The following is a 19,864-nucleotide window of genomic DNA, read 5'->3' as shown; positions in this document are numbered from 1 at the left end:
GGGGAGATGGGGAGATGGGGAGATGGGGAGAGGAAGTAATTGGTTTTTGAATTTTCGTAGAGTGCAAGAACGCAATCCATTTTGAATGAGCGAATTTTGAATTTATTCTCATGCTGTTAAATCAAAAAAATAAAAAAACTAATATTCTTCCTGTGTTCGTCATCGCAACCTTTGGATTGCATGTGTTGACGATATTATTGCTCATGTTTCATCAAAATATGTTGAAAAGACTGACTGGTCAATTACCACAAAGTTTAGTACAACTTGTTAATGGTCGTGCTATTACAGTGGATTCTCAAGAAAATTTAGAACGCAACCCTGAAACGATTCGGCGTTTTGTTGGTGAAACAATGACCTTGATGTTTACTTGGTCAGATAAACAACCGCTGCAAGCCGTTTGGCAAGCCAGTTCTGAACTTGTATCTGGTGATGTGAGGCGAAAATTTGAAATAGAAACCACTCAGGGAATTCCTCAAAATGTTTTAGCCAATGCGGGAGCAAAAGCGGAAAGTTTATTGTTAATTCGCAGAATTTCTCAACCAGAGAAAATCGCTGATGGTCAATGGCAATTAGAAATCGTTGCTAATCGTTTAATTTTTGCAGGTTATAATAACAAAGCTGGGGAAGCAATACCTTTCAATAAAAAAATAGTGATTCGAGCGTTAGATACACAGGCAATTTCTATCCCAAATGCACAAAACCCTTTACATTCTGCCATTTATCGGCTCAATGAAGCGAGGTTAGAAATTTCTAATATTTGTGATATTAAAGAGAAAAGTTGTTCCTAGCAAATTAATTCCTAGAAAAACACGTAGGGTGGGCACTGCCAGTTAGATCCTGCCTACTATATGAGGTTTTTAGTGGCACTGCCCACCCTACACTACTCTCAATGAAGCGAAGTTAGAAATTTCTAATATTTGTGATATTAAAGAGAAAAGTTGTTCCTAGCCCAAGACTTCCTAGCAAAATCAAGGAAACACACCCATGAACAACCAGCCAAAGTCTAATAATAATTCACCTAGTCAGAATAAATATTCAGAACCGGAATCCAAAGTTCATAATTTACATGAAGTTCCGCAATTAGATTGGCATGAACGGATGGCAAATCTCGTTGGTTTAGAAGAAGAAACTCCCCCATCCAATAAAGAAAAGAATGGTTCAGAGACAGCGAGTCAGACTCCTGACGAAACACCAGCACAACCTTCTCATCCTTCTTCGCAGCGTACGAAACAGCCATTATCATCTAACCCTTTTGCCAAAGTTGGCTTGGTAGGTGCTGCAACTCTAAGTGTGGTTTTGGTAGCAGGTGCGTTTCTATCGCAACTGATGAGTGGAACAAACAAAACACCGCAAAAGAATTTTCCACAGATAACTCGTAAGAATGAAGCGGACAAAATAGAACAAATAAGACCAGAAGAAGAAATAGAGATACTCAAAACAAAACTCGCCTTAGCTGAACAAGCAAAAGCTGTGAAAACAGCACAACTTCAGTTAAAAACAGTAAAACCCCCAACTCAGGCCAAACCAACTCCAGCGCAACCAAAACCTAGAACACAAACTGTCACGCGGGTGGTTGTTCAAAGAGTACCGACACCAGCACAGACAGTTTATGTACCTCGTGTTGTTGAACGAATTGTCAGAGTTCCTCAACGCGTTGTCGTCCAGGCGAGACCAACTGTCACCCAGCCCACTCAGCCTCCTCAGCCGATTCAGCGTATTCAGCCAACTCAGCGTCCTCAGCCAATTCAAACTCCTCAACCAACACCAACACCTTCAATCTCTCCAGTCTTTGAGTTATCCATTCCAGGATTATCCCCACAAGATATCGCACAAATTCCCTTCTCTTTATCAATACCTAGCCCGACTCCAACTCCTAGTTTTACTCCTACTCCCACTCCAACACCCACTGCAACTCCAACACCAAGCCTACCAAGAGTCGCAAGTTCTCCTCCATCTCGTTTAGGTTCTGAATTAAATTCCAGGGATAGAGAGACAACAGATAATCCGAGTACATCAGCACTCATCAACCGCCTGACTCAGCATAGTAGTAAATCAATTGCAGTGGGAACGAAAGCCAAAGCTGTGTTAGCAACTGCTGTCTTTGGGGAAGGAAGTAGGCCAGGGACTAATAATAATAATGATCGTAATAATAATAATAATAATAATAATAAAAATGACAGTACATTTGTCGTGCGTCTGAAAGAACCATTAAAATCTATCGATGGGGCGGTTGCTTTACCAGCAAATACAGAGTTATTAACTCAAATTCAGCAACTTTCAGATGGCGGAATGATGCAGCTAAAAGTTGTTTCAGTGATTTCTCAAAATAAGGGCAAACTCACAGAAATTAGCCTACCTGAGAGTGCAATGAAAGTTCGCGCACCGAATGGAAGACCTTTACTTGCTAAGAAATATCCTGACAAATCTGGAAAGATATCAGGTATGGATACATTCATCTTCGGCTTGGGGGGTGCTGGGAAAATAGGGGAGATACTTAACCGTCCTGAGACAAAATTTCGTACCTACGATTGTGGTACTAGTGGTAATAATACTTGCGCTTATACCGAAACTCGACAACAAAGAAACATCCCTGCTGCAGTTTTAGAAGGCGGTATGAATGCGCTTGTACCCCAACTTAACAACCGCAACAATCAAGCAATCAACGAGCTGATTCAAAAAAGTAACATTTGGTATTTACCGGTGGGTACGGAGGTTGAAGTGTTTGCTAATCAAATCACGCGGTTTTCAGAGACTCCCAATTAAAAAAATATCCAATTTGTAGGGTGCGTTATGCCTTTGGCTAACGCACCGTGACATATGAGAGCAACTGTCATGCTGAATGGAGCGAAGCGGAATGAAGCATCTGATGATTATCGCCGTAGACAGAGATTCTGAGTCCTATGCCTACGGTACGCCAAAGGCGAACGGACACGCTGAATTCGTATCGTAATGTGTCATGCTGAGCGAAACGGCAGTGTAGCGAAGCATCTGCCGAGATTCTATGTCCTATGCCTGCGGCACGGCTGTTGCCTATCGGACACGCTTCGCTAACGCTCCTGTTCCTTCGCTTCGCTCAGGACTACGCTCAGAATGACAATTCATACCTTGATTCAGCAACGCCATATCCTGCTATTATCTATCTCGCCCGTTCCTGCTGTGACCAAATACGCGTTGGTAGCCCCCAAACGTAAATAAAACCTTCAGCTGCCTTATGATCAAACTTATCCTCAGCACCATAAGTAGCCAAATCAGGAGTGTAAAGAGAATTCTCCGAACTACGTCCAACTATAGTAGCATTGCCCTTGAATAGTTTCACCCGCACAGTTCCAGAAACTCGCTCTTGCGTCTTTTGAATAAACGCATCCAATGCCCCTTTGAGAGGACTGTACCACAGACCGTTGTAAATTAATTGACTGTAACTCTCCTCAATTCCACGTTTGTAATGAGTTAAATCTGCGGTCAAAGTCAGACTTTCTAAATCTCGATGTGCCTGAATTAACACGAGCAAAGCCGGCGCTTCATAAATTTCCCGCGATTTAATACCCACCAAACGGTTTTCTACCATGTCGATGCGTCCAACACCATGATTTCCCACGATTTGGTTAAGTTCTTGAATCACATCCACTGGATTCATAAACTCACCATTGAGACTCGTAGGAATTCCTCTTGAAAACCCAATTTCAACGTACTCTGGTTTGTCGGGAGTGTCGGCGATCGCCTTCGTCATCAAATAAATTTCTTCTGGTGGTTCCACATTCGGATCTTCCAGAACACCTGCTTCAATACTCCGCCCCAGCAAATTACGATCAATACTGTAGGGAGACTTTTTCTTCACTGGCGAGGGAATACCATATCTTTCCCCGTAAGCTATAGTTTCCTCACGACTCATTCCCCATTCCCGCGCTGGGGCAAGTATCTTGAGATTAGGGTTAAGCGCAGCCACAGCAACATCAAAACGTACTTGGTCATTTCCCTTACCAGTACATCCGTGGGCGATCGCATCAGCACCGTACTTATCAGCCGCTTCTACCAAAGCTTTCGCAATCAACGGACGAGCAAGAGAAGTACTCAAAGGGTAGCGATTTTCATAAAGAGCGTTTGCTTGAATCGAGGGAAAAGCGTAATCCTTCACAAAATCTTCTTTAACATCCACCACCAGCGATTCACTTGCACCCGATTTCAGAGCTTTTTCTCTGATAGGTTCTAATTCATCTCCTTGTCCTAAATCTGCCGCTAGGGTGATGACTTCTTCCACACCCCACTCATGCTTCAGGTAAGGAATGCACACCGATGTATCTACACCACCAGAATAAGCCAAAACAACTTTCTTCGCGCGACCCATTTCGTTCTCCAGTAGACAAAACCCAACAATGAGTCACTATTATCTAACTTATTTAGATTTATTTTTCAACCCAACGACAGCTTCATGAAACTTTGATATTCTCAGGATTGTTGATAACATCACGAATTTCTCGAAATTTTTTCTGATTTTTCTTATAATGATTTATGAGACTTACGCAACAACTCTCTAAAACTCTCATTCCTACCCTACGGGAAGCCACTTCGTGTCTATGTGTCCTTTGCGTCCTACCCTGCGGGAAGCCGCTGCGCGTCTATGCGGTTCGTTTTTTCATAATCCTGATTTCTTCTCTACAGATAGCATTGACACTAAATTTTGCTGAAACAAAGGATGAATTGGCATTACTGAGCGAGACTTGGGGTGAGAGAATTGTAAAGTTATCTGATTGATGCCAAAAGTTTGCTTGAGATGAATTTGTAATTCCTCAAGTAGGCGATCGCCTTCTTCAACTGTCGCACAATCCACCATCAGATGAGCGCAAAGCATCACCTGTTCTCTGTTAATTCTCCAAACGTAAAGTTTTTCCACCTGCAAAACTTGAGGAAAAGATTTGAGAAAAACTTCTACCTCAGCAGGGTTAATAGATTTTGGTGCATACTCCAAAAGAATTGAGAGACTTTCTCGCACAAGCGGTAAAGCACTCAAACCTATAAAACCAGCAACGACTAAGCTAACAGCAGCATCAGCCCATAACCAATTCCAAAAGTGAATCGCCACAGCAGCAACAATCACACCCACAGAACTAGCAGTATCAGCAATGATATGAAGCCAAGCACCTCTTAGATTTAAGTCATCGTGAGAGTGGGGATGCAACAAAGTCATGTTGAGCAGATTCACAACTAAACCTAACACCGCTACTGCTAACATCGGTAAGCCGGAAATTTCCTGTGGACTTTGAAAGCGGTGAATCGCCTCCCAACAAATAAAAATAGCAATCACAAGTAAACTTAATCCATTTACCAAAGCCGCCATAATTTCAACGCGGCGATGTCCAAATGTTGCTCTTCCAGAAGCAGGTTGATGTGCTAACCAACTCGCAAACAGTGATATTCCCAAAGCTGCGATATCAGAAAGAATGTGTTCCGCATCTGCCTGTAGAGATAAACTTCCACTCCACAAACCAACACTCCACTCAGCAACAAAAAAACAGGTTAGTAAACAAACTGTTATGGATAAAAGCTGGGTTTTTTGGCTGTTTTGATTTTCATTAACAGAATTATCTGCACACCTGCAGTTGTAATGTTGCTCTAAAAGCATCGCTCAAATAACCTTATATAAATTACATTTTTAACATGGAAAATGCCCACCAGAGTTGAGTTTGTGGGTATAGCCAGACATTTGACGCTTGAAGCCGCAGTACGGTTATTCATGAGTGCTCAATCATACAAAATAACTTTTTCTGAATTTCACAATAGCTTCACGACAAATTCGTAACACTTTATTACGATGTCCTTGATTTTTACGTATTATTTAGACAAGTACATTGTTACTTTATACTCATTTTATACTTAAGATTGTAAACAAGGTCAAATATGCTTCGTTCACACCTTGCATGGCTCATACCAGTAGCCTTAACTTTCAGCAGTTTCGGGTTAAATGTACAAAGCGCGAGCGCGCAAGCTACAGATAATACGTATGACTTTACCGTTAACTACGAGACATTAGTCGAATTTCAACCCTTTCTACCAGAACAAAACATCGTAAGAGCAACCATTACAGGTGAAAATACTGATGCTCCTTACGGATTGACTAATTTTACTAGTAATACTTACGGACAATCTGAGCCTCGTGGCAACAACACATTCACCAGATTTAATTCAGATCCAAGCGTATTCGGTATAACAGGCGAAGTACTTGGCGACAGATACTACGGCAGCGGTTTGAATCAGTTATTTGGATTAGCGAATGACAGTGCTGAAGTTAACCCCATCGAAGGCACAATCAAGGGGGCTGGTACGATAACTATTACTGGTGGAACAGGTATATTTCAAAACGTCACAGGCAAAATAGATTTTACTCAGAATGACAAACTGAGTTTAGATGGAACTCCCTCTAAGGGTTTGGCTACACTGAAATTCTCCTTGAAGACTCCTCGAACGGTTCCAGAACCAACAGCAACCACAACACTCATCGGCTTAGGTGTACTTGGGGCAGGTTTCGTGTTGCGCAAACACCATCGTAAAAAGACTTTCAACTGAACAAAGCTACTCGTTACTCCACAACACTCATTTTAACCACCTCAAAGTCCAGAAGGATCGAGGTGGTTTTGCTATGAGGAACAGTGTTGTAGCCACTGCTGTCCTATCCTGGAGGTAGACTCGGACGCTCATTTCTTTATTTTGAATTTTGAATTTTAAATTATGTTTTTTAGCGTTGTTATTCCGACTTATAATCGTAAGCCAATTTTGGAAAAGTGTCTTAGAGCTTTAGAGGCGCAGCAACTGAGTGCGTCAACTTCAGTCACTGGTTACGAAATTGTCTTGGTGGATGATGGTTCTATTGATGGCACATTAGAGTGGTTAGAAGCGCAGAAACAAGAGTTTCCTCATGTGAAAACGTTTCATCAAAACCACGCTGGACCAGCAGCAGCGCGAAATTTGGGAGTAGAAAAAGCATTAGGGGATATTATTATTTTTATTGATAGTGATTTAGTTGTTACAGAGAATTTCCTGCAAGCTCACGCTCATGCGCTGGTGCAAGGAAAGGAAAAATTGGCAGGCGATCGCTTCTTTACTTACGGTGCAGTCATTAATACTTGTAATTTCGACAACCCAACATCTGAATCCTATAAAATAACAGATTTTTCAGCAGCTTTTTTTGCTACAGGAAATGTCGCTATTCCCAAACATTGGTTAGAGAAAGCTGGACTTTTTGACACTCGTTTTCAACTCTATGGTTGGGAAGATTTAGAACTAGGAGTCAGACTCAAAAATCTGGGCTTACAACTCATCAAATGTCCAGAAGCTGTGGGATATCACTGGCATCCACCCTTTAATTTAGAACAAGTGCCTCGCTTGATTGACAAAGAAATTCAGCGTGGACGCATGGGAGTTTTGTTTTATCAAAAGCATCCCACTTGGGAAGTGCGAATGATGATTCAAATGACTTGGTTACATCGTTTACTTTGGGGAATCCTGTCACTGAATGGCATCCTGAATGAACGTACAATGGCTCCATTTTTGCAATGGCTCATTGATTTAGGAAAACCACAGTTAGCGTTAGAAATTGCCCGCATCTTTCTGAACTGGTACAACGTTAAAGGAGTCTATCAAGCTTATAGTTCCAAATCAGATAGTCAAATGTGTAACAGCTGATGAGCGCGGCGGCTTCGCGCTTGTACAGATGTAGTAATTTCCTCTTTAAAATGTCGTATTTCCTCAACATTTGTCATTTCCCAATCGCTGCCACAAGTATGCTACCTTAGTATGGTTCATTAATCTCGCACATTCAGGAGTTCGGGTGTTTCCTGCTTTTGGAAATACGCCTGGATGGAGGTTTAACCCGAATAGGAGTAAATAAAGATGGCTGTTGTTTCATTGGCTCAAATGATGGAGTCGGGTGTTCACTTTGGGCATCAAACCCGTAGGTGGAACCCAAAAATGTCTCCATACATTTACACCGCTCGTAATGGGGTACACATCATCGACTTGGTGCAAACTGCCCAGTTGATGGAAGAAGCTTACACATACATGAGGTCACAAGCTGAAGCTGGCAAGAAGTTCTTGTTTGTTGGTACCAAGCGACAAGCAGCAGGAATCATTGCTCAAGAAGCAGCTCGTTGTGGTTCTCACTACATTAACCAGCGTTGGTTGGGTGGAATGCTCACTAACTGGACGACAATCAAAACCCGAGTAGATCGCCTCAAAGATTTGGAACGTCGGGAAGAAAATGGTGCTCTCGATTTGTTGCCAAAAAAAGAAGCTTCAATGCTGCGTCGGGAAATGGCAAAGCTACAGAAATACCTCGGTGGCATTAAAAGTATGCGGAAAGTTCCCGATGTGGTCGTGATTGTAGACCAACGGCGGGAGTATAACGCAGTGCAAGAATGCCAAAAATTGTCAATTCCCATTGTGTCCATGCTGGATACTAACTGTGATCCAGATGTCGTAGATATTCCCATTCCAGCAAATGATGACGCCATTCGCTCAATTAAGTTGATAGTAGGCAAATTAGCGGACGCCATTTATGAAGGTCGTCACGGTCAATTGGATGCGGAAGAAGACTACGAAGATTACGAAGGCGCAGAGGAAGACTTCGACTACGAGGAAAGCGAAACCGATTACTCTGACTTGGGAATTCCCAGCGACGAAGAAGAATAACGAGAGTGGTGAGTGCGAGAGTAGTGAGTGCTAAGTGCCGAGTCAGATAGTAGTACTCGGTACTTAGTGATACTTCCTATTCATGAGTCAACAGCCGCAGGTAAAATTCTAAGTTAGTCCTAAAGTACTGAGTTCTTTTTACTGAGTACTCAGAATTCATTACTCAGGACTTTCTTAAACTCAGGACTCACAATTTTATTTGAGAGCTATTAAAACTGTCATTTAAGTAGGAATTGAGGCAACATGGCGGAAATATCTGCAAAAATCGTCCAAGAGCTACGTCAGAAAACTGGTGCCGGTATGATGGACTGCAAGAAGGCGCTAAAAGAAACTGACGGTGATATGGAAAAAGCCATTGATTGGCTGCGACAAAGGGGCATCGCCAAAGCCGAAAAGGGAGCAGGACGTATTGCGGCAGAGGGTTTGGTGGATACATACATTCAACCCGAAGGTCGGGTTGGTGTGCTCATAGAAGTCAATTGCCAAACAGATTTTGTTGCTCGTAACGAAGCATTCAAAGCTCTGGTTCAAAATCTGGCGAAACAAGCAACAACTGCTGAGAGTGTTGAGGCTTTACTAGCTCAAGCTTACATTGAAGATGAAAGTGTTAAAGTAGAAGATTTCATCAAACAAACGAGTGGTCAACTTGGTGAAAATATTCAACTGCGCCGCTTCGCTAAATTTGCACTCGCAGATGACACAAAAGGGGTAGTAGATAGCTACATTCACACTGGCGGTCGAGTTGGTGTGTTAGTTGAACTGAACACTCAAGAGGATTTAGAGGCTGCTCGTGAAGAGTCTCAAACTCTAGCACGGAATGTCGCCATGCAAGTTGCGGCTTGCCCAAACGTTGAGTACGTGAACGTAGACGAAATTCCCGCTCTTGTCGCTCAAAAAGAAAAAGATATCGAAATGGGGCGGGATGACTTGGCAAATAAGCCACAGAATATCAAAGAAAAAATTGTTCAGGGACGGATTGAAAAACGTTTAAAAGAAATGACTTTGTTAGATCAACCTTATATTCGTGATCAGAGTATCACAGTGGAAGAATTGATTAAACAGAGCGCATCAAAACTGGGTGACAGTATCCAAATTCGTCGCTTCGTTCGCTATGTCCTCGGCGAGGGCATTGAAAAGCAAGAAAGTAACTTTGCAGAAGAAGTTGCTGCACAAATGGGTAACAAGTAATCCAAGTAATTGAGTCATTTGTCATGAGTTTTGGGCAAAAGACAAGCGACGAAGGACTATTCTCAAGACAGGTCAAGCAAGCCCAGCTGACCTGTTTTTCATTCACAGACTCTTTGTGAACGTTACCATAGATTAAAGTTTCTAAATCGAATGGCACGCTTGTTTTTTGCGATAGTTACAAGGCTCACTGGGGCTTGTAACTCTCTAGATGGAGGCATAGCCTCCTCCAGAACTCGCATTCTATGGCTGCAGCCCAGGAACGAGCTATACTCGTTTACGAGTCTGAACAAGGCTTTGAGCTTAGTCAACACCCCTGCCTAAAGGCTATTGGCTCTCTAGCCTCAAATCTTTAGGATTAGTTGACCCGATTAAGTACCTTGAGTACTACGTTATTGGCAAGTGTTAAAGTTCCTACCTACGGATGCGCAGCCAGTCTGTAGCTCTAGAAGTCAAGGATTAAACAGATTTAGAGGGTTAAGTCAGTGTCCTTGATACAATTACCGACCAATAACATTATCTAGGCTAACTTTACTCCCGAAAGGGAAGGTTCTACGGAGCAAACCGTTATGCGTACAGGGCGAAAGATATCAGTTCGTAACTGCCCGAACGAAAGTAGATTGCAAAACTACACGGCATTGAGTAACCCCAAGGCGGTAATGGCGTCCAAAATATAAAGCCGTCCTAGAAGGACGGGGTTTGGGACCCAAATTTTCGATGAGAGTGCCATTCGTCTGTCATCTTTAATGTGAATCCAAAATTCAATATCCAAAAACCCAAAATCCTTTTGGTAATAATTATTTGAGAATAAATCAATACATTTGTACCATAATAATAAGGTTCAGATGAGTAATAGCAAGGAGATATGGCGAAAGCAATCGAGCGAATAGAACGGGACATAATAGCACTAGAGGAAGCGATACAGGCGATCGCCAAAGAACTGCAAAACGCCTACACCAATTATCTAACTGCCTTGGGGCAAACCGTACAAAGGCAATTGATTCTGGCGACTTATCACCTGTGTACCCAAGGATATCCTGAAAACTTTTTGAGTTTGTCATTGAATCAGCGGCAACAATTGCAACAAGATATACGTAAGCTGGGTCAACAGACAGCTCAACAGTTGCAAAATCTTATCAAGAATGAGCAAGAGCAGCAAGAGCAAGCAACAGAAGATGAGCAAGATCAGGAATTGGAAGAAGATCAGGAATTGGAAGAAGATCAGGAATTGGAAGAAGATCAGCAAACAAATGAACTTTCTTTGCCCACTCCCGTAACTCTCCCAAGTTCTCCCACTTCTTTGACTCCCCTAACAAATTCCCCAACCGCCCCAATTGCCCCAACTCCCTTTACTCCCTCAACTCCCAAGGCTGCTCAAACTCCCTTAACTCCCCCCATTGTCTTCTCTGTATCCTCTGTTCCAAACGTTTCATCTTTTCCAAACACCTCTAACCCTCTAGAAATCGCAAAATGGCAACAGAATACAGAGAGATTAATACAACAGAAGCTCAAAAGAGTTTCTCGTGAAGCGAATCTTCGCTTACAAAAAGCAGGGATGTTACCCAAAAAGTTACCAGAGCCGATTTTAGAAGCAGCATCAGAAGCTGCTGCTACTGAAGTTATGCCAGGACCCCCCAACCTACTAAACTTAGTTATTGAAGTTGAAAATGAACAGCATTCAGAAGATTCTCACTTCACACAAATTATGGCTATTAATCTGCGGCTTGGGGAAATTGAATTTGCTGACGCAACACTCTCGTCTGATCGCAAGCAGATTCGCAGTGTTTTAGTTCAGCTTAGTCGGTTAGGGCAAGAGTATCAAAAAAAACAGCGAGAACGTTCAGTTGCTCAAGCGGAAGCAGCATGGCGTGCTATTTGGTTTGAGGATTAGTCATCTGTTCTTTGTCCGAAGTCAAATGACTAAATCAATGATTGACTGATGACTATTGACTAATGACTAATGACTAATGACTAATGACAAACCAGATTGGATACGATTACACAAAGCCTTGGCAATAGAAGCAGAAAAAGGCTTCACCGATTTGCTGGGCAAACAATACCGCTTTAGTGAGTTTTTCACCCTCACTTTTGGCAAATTCCCCACAAGTGTGCCCAGCATTGAACGTCGTCGCTGGCAAGAATTAGCAGTGGAATTTGCGAATTATCCCAATCTAGAACTGGAAGATAGACAACACCTAGTCGCAGAAACTCGTAGGTATCTGTACCAAGTTCAGCAAGCCTTTGAAGGAGGAGTCGGCGAAGTAGGGGGAGCAGGGGCAGTAGGGGAAGCAGGGGAAGCAGGGGAGCAGAGAAGCAGAGGAGCAAAAGAGAATTCTCGTCCCTATTCCTCACAGCCAAAATCTCAAATTGTTGCTGAGGTTAGTCGCGAACTTGCTCCCAAGCTAGATAAAAAGTTGAGCGATTTACCGGAAATAGGGCTTAAAAAAGCTCTCAATTTGGCACGTCTTGATTTATACACTGTGCGTGATTTGCTTTTCTACTATCCCCGCGACCATATTGACTATGCTCGTCAAGTCAATATTCAAGACTTGGTAGCGGGCGAGACGGTGACACTAGTGGCAACGGTGAAGCGCTGTAACTGCTTTACAAGCCCCAAGAACAAGAAATTGACGATTTTAGAAGTACTGCTACGTGATCAGACGGGTCAGCTCAAAATCAGCCGATTTTTTGCTGGTACGCGCTATAGCAGTCGTGCTTGGCAAGAAAGTTTCAAGCGTCGCTACCCAGAAAATAGTATTGTAGCAGCATGTGGGTTGGTGAAAGAAAGTAAATATGGTCTAACGTTGGAAGATCCAGAACTGGAGGTTTTGGCACACCCAGGAGATACAATTGAGTCTTTGATGATTGGTAGGATTGTGCCTGTTTATGCGTTGACAGAAGGAGTTGGGGCAGATTTGGTGCGACAGGCAGTGATTGCAGCTTTGCCTGCAACTGTCCACCTAAAAGACTCATTGCCTAGTGGTCTGCGAGATAAGTATAATTTGATGGAATTGAAGGAAGCTATTAATAATATACACTTCCCTCCAGACAGTGCTAGCCTTCAAGCTGCCCGTCGCCGTCTCGTCTTCGATGAATTTTTCTACCTGCAACTTGGGTTACTTCAACGTCAGCACAAAGCAAAAGAAACTCAAACCAGTGCTATTCTTGCCCCAAAAGGTCAATTACTAGAAAAATTTTCTGAAATACTACCGTTTAAACTTACTAACGCACAGCAACGAGTCATTAATGAAATTCTTAACGACTTGCAAAAACCTGCACCGATGAATCGTCTGGTGCAAGGAGATGTCGGTTCTGGTAAAACTGTTGTTGCCGTAGTTGCTATCCTTGCTGCTCTTCAGTCTGGGTATCAAGCAGCACTGATGGCTCCGACAGAAGTTTTGGCAGAACAGCATTATCGCAAGTTAGTGAGTTGGTTTAACCTCATGCATTTACCAGTGGAATTACTGACTGGTTCTACAAAAACTGCAAAAAGGCGAGAAATTCATGCTCAGTTAGAAACGGGTGAATTGCCACTTTTGGTGGGAACTCATGCCTTAATTCAAGATTCTGTCAACTTTATGCGGTTGGGTTTGGTTGTGATTGATGAGCAACACCGCTTTGGGGTCGAACAACGAGCGCGTTTGCAGCAAAAAGGTGAGCAACCCCATGTCTTGACTATGACAGCAACTCCCATTCCTCGAACTTTGGCGCTGACAATACACGGAGATTTGGATGTCAGCCAAATAGATGAGTTACCACCAGGACGGCAAAAGATTCAAACAACCGCACTGACTCCTCAGCAACGCACCCATGCTTATGACCTGATTCGCCGCGAAATTGCCCAGGGACGACAAGCTTATGTTGTTTTGCCGTTGGTGGAAGAATCAGAAAAGTTGGACTTGCGATCAGCTGTAGAAGAGCATCAAAAGCTACAAGAAAGTATCTTTCCAGAGTTTCAAGTGGGACTGCTTCATGGTCGCATGAGTTCAGCCGAAAAGGACGAGGCGATTAGCAAATTCCGCGATAATGAAACTCAAATTTTGGTTTCTACAACTGTTGTAGAGGTAGGTGTAGACGTGCCTAATGCAACAGTAATGCTCGTTGAAAATGCAGAGCGATTTGGTTTATCTCAGTTGCACCAACTCCGGGGACGTGTTGGTCGAGGTGCGGCTAAGTCATATTGTCTTTTGTTGAGTAGTTCCAAAAGTGCAGATGCACAACAACGTTTGAAGGTTTTGGAACAATCTCAGGATGGCTTTTTCATTTCGGAAATGGATATGCGTTTTCGTGGTCCTGGGCAAGTTTTGGGGACTCGTCAATCAGGTGTGCCAGATTTTACTTTAGCGAGTTTAGTGGAAGATGAGGAAGTGTTAATTTTGGCGCGACAAGTAGCTGAGAAAGTCATGGAGATAGATGCTACTTTAGAGCGTTGGTATTTGATGAAAGAAGAGTTGAAGTATCGGTATGAGCGGTTAATGGGTGGAGCAATTTTGACATGATTGACTCTAATAAATAGTGTCATATAATACCGTTTTCATACGGACTTCAGAAAGCAGAAGTACGAGGGCAGAGGGCAGAAGGACCCCTGCCTAAAGACATTCTTGATTATTCATGACTGCTCAAATGTTTTTTTCACTTCAGATGTCTGTTTTTATTCTTGCTTGGCTTTATTATCTCAGTAATTACCGTTTGTGACAGTTAGGGTGCGGAATGTAGGTTAGAAATACAGTTATGAAAGTGGAACACATTTCCTCCCTACAGTCGTCTAAGATTTGGTATACCCTTGTAAAGGGCAAGTATCTTAGGTAAGACTTTGTTGGTTGATTTCAGTCCTGATAGGGATTTACACAGACCCATTCTTACCTTTATGTAGTCAGACCTGAGCAAACTACACAATATCCCGTTGGGCTGCGTTATATTCTATCCGAATGAGAACTGAGATAATGGAGCATGACAACCAAGCTGCTGAACAATCGCTATCAAGTTATTCAGGTACTAGGTGCCGGTGGGTTTGGTGAAACCTTTTTGGCGGAAGATATTCATATGCCTTCTCGCCGTCGTTGTGTGATTAAGCAACTCAAACCCGTTACCAACAACCTGCAAACTTATCAAATTGTCCAAAGTCGATTTGAACGAGAAGCTGCAACTCTGGAGTATCTGGGCGAAGGAAGTGAGCAAATTCCTAAACTTTTCGCCTACTTTTCTGAAAGAGGGCAATTTTACCTTGTTCAAGAATGGATTCAAGGTCAAACCTTAACGGACATAGTTAAAACACAAGGAGTTCTCAGCGAAACCAGTGTTAAGGAAATTTTATTGAGTTTGCTATCCGTCTTGGATTACGTCCACAGCAAGGGGATTATTCATCGGGATATCAAACCTGATAATATCATTATCCGCTCCTCGAATGGTAAGCCTGTCTTAATTGATTTTGGTGCGGTCAAAGAAACAATACGTTCAGTGGTGAATCCTGCGGGATACCCCACACAATCACTGGTTATTGGTACACCGGGGTATATGCCGAGTGAGCAAGCAATTGGACGTCCAGTTTACGCTACTGATATTTATAGTTTAGGCATGACGGCAATTTACTTGCTCACTGGTAAATACCCGAGTGAACTGCAAACGCATCCTCAAACAGGTCAAGTCATATGGCATGATCTCGCTCCTGAAGTATCCCAAAACTTGGCAATGGTACTCAATCAGGCAATTAGACCCCATGCTAGCGATCGCTACACTACTGCTAGTAAAATGCTCTATGCTTTAAAATCAACAGCAACTTCTTTTCACACGCTGGAACCAACGGCGAATTATAAACCGACAGTACCGCTATCAGCAAATACTGCTGCATCATACTCGTCACAGAATACTCTACCACCATTTGCTTCGAATCAAAAAGCTCCGGTGATTCCGATTTCTTCGACTCCAACAAACTGGCAAAAGCCTGCTTTAATTATGGGCAGTCTGGTTGTAGGTAGCTTGATTGGTGCAGTAGCGATTGCCAATATAAATCGTCAAGCGTCTGAAGATCCAATTGTGACATCGCCCACTTCTACACCCCTTCCAGCAGCTAACGAAATAAATCCGACTCCTTCAACAGCGTCTCCAACTCCTACTTTCCAAGCGAGAACACCTAGAAAGAGGAAGGTTGTTGTACCAGATCCAGTAGTCATAGCACCCAAGCCACCACAACAGCCAGAAGCTTATATATCTCCTCTACCTCCAATTGTTCCTGACTCTCAACAAGAGCAAGGAAAATTTGAACCTGCACCAGAAGAACAAGTTCCTCAAGAATTGCAAATTCCAGCGGCTTCCACGCCACAAGAAATCACACCGCAACAACCGACACCGCAACCACAATCTACCCCGCAACAACAATCGACACCGCAACCGCAATCTACCCCACAACAACAATCGACACCGCAACCGCAATCTACCCCACAACAACAATCGACGCCACAGAAAGTCGAACAATCAACGACTTCTCCTACTCCCACATCAACCCCTGAAGTATCCACCCCACCTCCACAGGAGGAAAAACAAAGCATTGCAACTCCCAATACCAGCAGCCGTGGTGTTCCTGCATTTCCTGTCGGTTCTTCAGAAGATAGTGTCAAAGCAGCTTTAGGAAATCCGAGTAAAGTTTCTAGAGGTTTGTGGAGAACTCGCGCTTACCTTTATCAGCATGAGCCAAACCGCGTTGACCTTGGTTATTTGTTTGACCGTCAAACAAAAGTGCTACGCCAAACAGAAGTTGCATTTGCTCAATCTGTAGAACCAGAGGTTATGCAGAATACATTGCAAGGGATGATGGGTGGTAATAGTTCTGATGACATTAAGCAAGGATTGCAACAAGTTTATAAGCGTAAAACTAATCAATACTCTTTTAATGTTGGTGGACTAAAAGGAATTATACAACGCAATCAACAAGACCAAATCTATATTGCAGTCTGGGATGCTAACTTGCATTGAGCAAAAAAATCTCTATCTCAGGGTAGATTTTTTTGCTCTATCAATTGCGATAAATATTACTGGGTAATGTCTACTTATTGCTCTTTTACTACTTACATTTAGAACGGCTCTTTTCCATTCCAATCAGTACAGAAAAGATGTTTGTGGCGCAGTTCACCCTTTACAATCCCTGTGTTTGGTAGTATGTTAGCCAGTGCAAATTGCCCTGAGACATTCTTGAATAGTAAAGGTAGCATGGCAGACAAGATAGCGCCATGCGCCACAAAAATCAGCACTTGGGGAATGCTTGAATACTGCTTGATTGTTTGAGTAACAAATGGGACAAAACGTTCTTGCAAATCGTTGTAACTTTCTCCATCTGGTGCTTTCTTGTCGTATTGTTTATTACTCAACCAATCTGTAAGTATTTGAAAAATTTCTTGCTGAGCAGAACTTGATGAAGCTTGCGCTAGCGTACCGAAATTGACTTCAACAATTTCAGGAGCAAGCTGTATTGGAATATTTTTCACAAACGATATCGCATCTGCTGTTTGAACGGTTCGTAAACGAGTCGAAGTGAAAATCGCCGAGACATGAATATCTTGAATTGATGAGGCAAGATCCTTAACCTGCTGAATACCTTTAATAGTCAGAGGATAAGTAAAACCTTCATCCGCAGGTAAGTTTGAGGGCAAGTTTGGTCGCTGTGATAGGACATTAATTTCGCTCTCACCATGTCTAATAAACCAAACTTCAAACTTCCCTGTATCTTGAGCTTTGACTTTTGACACAAGAGCAGAAAAAGCTGCAAATGCTGGTGCGGCAGCAACTGCTTTGAGAATTGTACGCCTGTTAAGTATCTTCACTTAAAAATGCCGAATTTAAAATGAGGTAGACTACGCTAAAACATATACCAGCAAATTTAAGTGATGCTTAAGCAAATATAAAAATTGAGTTTAAATTGAGTTTAAGTTTGAGATTGACATAGATCTTGTCTTAGTTAAGACTTTAAAACACTGATATCAGTAGAGTATATTTGTTTTGTTGTTTTTCGTAGACCATTTGTTGTAGAAGTTGATCTACAAATCAGGACGTTTAACTATCAATGCTGTAGGCGATAAGTCGGAGGCTTAACGCAAAGTATATCACTAAATGACACCAGTAAACACTACAGAAGAACTGAAAGAAATCCCAAAGCCAATTTTAATAGCCTCTTAACGACTCTTTGATGCTGGATTGGTATCTTTTTATTGCACATATTTTTTACAAAACAGTTATCAGTCGGCTGTTTAAATTTTGAGTTAAGTGCTCATCTTTGTTTAGAGAATGAGTTGCTGATAACTGACCGTACTTTGACTGGTATTATCCAATCTACAATATACAATTGACACATGGAACGCCTGTATTTTGAGCGACTATTATCTACCCGCTTCAAGCGACGCGATATTTTACTGAGTGCTGGATTACTCACATGTTTTGCGATCGCAAGCCAATGGTCTAGCAGAGTAAATGCTCAACCGAAGTTCTCCGCTTATCCATTCAGCCTAGGTGTCGCTTCTGGTGAACCGTATCCAAGAAGCGTTGTTTTGTGGACAAGGTTGGCTCCTGACCCTCTTAACGGAGGTGGAATATCCTCAGAAAATATTCCAGTGCAGTGGCAGATCGCAACAGATGAAAAGCTGACACAAGTTGTGCGCAGCGGAACTGTATACGCAATTCCCGAATTAGGACACTCGGTACACGTCGTTGTTGATGGACTGCAACCTGCTCGATGGTACTGGTATCAGTTTAAAGTAGGTAATGAAGTTAGCCCGATTGGACGCACGCGTACAGCTCCATCTGTTGGACAACAAATTAAACAGTTCCGCTTTGCGTTTGCTTCCTGCCAAAATTGGCAAGATGGCTATTTTGCAGCATTTAAACATATGGCAGAGGAAGAACTCGACCTCGTTGTCCACCTTGGTGACTATATCTACGAGGGACCAGCAGACTCGAACCGAATCAGGCAGCACAACGGAGCGGAACCCGTTACGCTGGAAGAATATCGCAACCGTCATGCTTTGTATAAAACTGACCCAAACCTACAAGCTGTTCACGCTGCCTTTCCTTGGATAGTGACCTGGGATGACCACGAAGTAGACAATAATTGGGCAGACGAAATCCCCCAAGACCCAGATAGACAGTCACGTGATGAGTTCCTTGCAAAGCGTGCTGCTGCTTTCCAGGCATACTACGAACATATGCCACTGCGTCCATTCTCGAAACCCAAAGGTATTGACCTGCAGCTCTATCGCCGTCTGACTTTCGGTGATTTGGTTGAATTTAACGTGCTAGATACCCGTCAGTACCGCACCGACCAGCCCTGTAATGATGGCATCAAACCGCGTTGTGACGAAGCCTTTAACCCAGCGGCTACCTTGACTGGTACTGAACAGGAGAAATGGTTCTTTGCAGGTCTTGACCGTTCCAAAGCGCGTTGGAATGTTCTTGCCCAGCAGGTAGTCTTCACCCAACATGACTGGACAGCAGGTGAAGAGTCTGCTTTCAACGTTGATGCTTGGGATGGTTACGTAGCTGCTCGCCAACGCATCCTTGATTTCTTAAATCAACGCAGACCTTCAAATCCAATAGTCATCACTGGCGATACCCATTCTAGTTGGGTTAGCGACCTGCTGGCAGATTTTAATAACCCTGATTCTCCTGTGGTGGGTACTGAGTTTGTCGGTACTTCAATTACCTCCAACTTCACAGCTAGCGATAGAATTGAGGCTGCCTTACCGGAGAGTCCGTGGGTAAAATACTTTAACGGTCGCCAGCGCGGCTATGTCCTGTGTGACATCACTCGCGAACGGTGGCGAAGTGACTATCGACTACTACCACAATCTGCACCTAGCGGTGCGACTGTCCCAAACCCAAATGCACCAATTACTACGGCTACGTCTTTTGAACTCCCAGATAAGGGGGTTGTCAAACGGGTTTAGTTTTATTCAACTGTGCAGGTTTTGGAAATTAGATGAAGCTGTCGTGAACTACCCAACACCGACCTGAGTAC

At 43.0% G+C, this 19,864-nt stretch carries 13 protein-coding genes; 10 read left to right on the top strand and 3 right to left on the bottom strand.

Annotated features, from left to right (window positions below):
• Window positions 1–110: 110 nt before the first annotated feature.
• Window positions 111–788, top strand: coding sequence for a hypothetical protein (locus tag DP117_RS26275; protein ID WP_169221161.1), 678 nt, complete (start codon window positions 111–113; stop codon window positions 786–788).
• 196 nt (window positions 789–984) lie between these two features.
• Entirely contained in the window at window positions 985–2,763 is a 1,779-nt protein-coding gene (locus DP117_RS26270) for a TrbI/VirB10 family protein (protein WP_169221160.1), read from the top strand.
• Between the two features lie 373 nt (window positions 2,764–3,136).
• Here the strand turns inward: DP117_RS26270 and DP117_RS26265 are convergent, their stop codons facing one another.
• Entirely contained in the window at window positions 3,137–4,342 is a 1,206-nt protein-coding gene (locus tag DP117_RS26265; protein ID WP_169221159.1) for an argininosuccinate synthase, read from the bottom strand.
• Between the two features lie 288 nt (window positions 4,343–4,630).
• Window positions 4,631–5,617, bottom strand: coding sequence for a cation diffusion facilitator family transporter (locus DP117_RS26260; protein ID WP_169221158.1), 987 nt, complete (start codon window positions 5,615–5,617; stop codon window positions 4,631–4,633).
• A 275-nt stretch (window positions 5,618–5,892) separates the two neighbouring features.
• Here DP117_RS26260 and DP117_RS26255 point away from each other — a divergent pair, with 275 nt between their 5' ends.
• The 7 genes from DP117_RS26255 (at window position 5,893) to DP117_RS26225 (ending at window position 16,833) form a co-directional block, all read left to right on the top strand.
• Window positions 5,893–6,558, top strand: coding sequence for a PEP-CTERM sorting domain-containing protein (locus DP117_RS26255; protein WP_169221157.1), 666 nt, complete (start codon window positions 5,893–5,895; stop codon window positions 6,556–6,558).
• 162 nt (window positions 6,559–6,720) lie between these two features.
• Complete coding sequence (locus DP117_RS26250) at window positions 6,721–7,674, top strand: glycosyltransferase (protein ID WP_169221156.1); 954 nt, start codon at window positions 6,721–6,723, stop codon at window positions 7,672–7,674.
• Window positions 7,675–7,881: 207 nt separating this feature from the next.
• Window positions 7,882–8,679 carry a 30S ribosomal protein S2 gene (gene rpsB, locus DP117_RS26245; protein ID WP_169221155.1) on the top strand — a complete coding sequence of 266 codons (798 nt, stop codon included), beginning with the start codon at window positions 7,882–7,884 and terminating at the stop codon, window positions 8,677–8,679.
• A 243-nt stretch (window positions 8,680–8,922) separates the two neighbouring features.
• Window positions 8,923–9,867, top strand: a complete 945-nt coding sequence (gene tsf, locus DP117_RS26240) for a translation elongation factor Ts (protein WP_169221154.1) — start codon at window positions 8,923–8,925, stop codon at window positions 9,865–9,867.
• An 862-nt stretch (window positions 9,868–10,729) separates the two neighbouring features.
• Complete coding sequence (locus DP117_RS26235; RefSeq protein WP_169221153.1) at window positions 10,730–11,755, top strand: primosomal protein; 1,026 nt, start codon at window positions 10,730–10,732, stop codon at window positions 11,753–11,755.
• Window positions 11,756–11,831: 76 nt separating this feature from the next.
• Window positions 11,832–14,363: an ATP-dependent DNA helicase RecG gene (gene recG / locus DP117_RS26230; protein ID WP_169221152.1), complete on the top strand. Its 2,532-nt coding sequence runs from the start codon at window positions 11,832–11,834 to the stop codon at window positions 14,361–14,363.
• 451 nt (window positions 14,364–14,814) lie between these two features.
• On the top strand, window positions 14,815–16,833 hold the full coding sequence (locus tag DP117_RS26225; protein WP_169221151.1) for a serine/threonine-protein kinase: 2,019 nt from the start codon (window positions 14,815–14,817) through the stop codon (window positions 16,831–16,833).
• Window positions 16,834–16,931: 98 nt separating this feature from the next.
• Here DP117_RS26225 and DP117_RS26220 read toward each other — a convergent pair whose 3' ends face one another.
• Window positions 16,932–17,678 (bottom strand): histidine phosphatase family protein, encoded by a 747-nt coding sequence (locus DP117_RS26220; RefSeq protein ID WP_169221150.1) that lies wholly within the window; start codon window positions 17,676–17,678, stop codon window positions 16,932–16,934.
• A gap of 525 nt (window positions 17,679–18,203) precedes the next feature.
• Here DP117_RS26220 and DP117_RS26215 point away from each other — a divergent pair.
• The gene (locus DP117_RS26215; protein ID WP_169221149.1) at window positions 18,204–19,793 is read left to right on the top strand and encodes an alkaline phosphatase D family protein; all 1,590 of its coding nucleotides are present in this window, start codon (window positions 18,204–18,206) and stop codon (window positions 19,791–19,793) included.
• Window positions 19,794–19,864: the final 71 nt, after the last annotated feature.

The organism is Brasilonema sp. UFV-L1, assembly GCF_012912105.1.
GTDB lineage: Bacteria > Cyanobacteriota > Cyanobacteriia > Cyanobacteriales > Nostocaceae > Brasilonema.
Note: the sequence above shows the minus strand (reverse complement) of the source record. Positions and strands in the feature narration are given on the sequence as shown.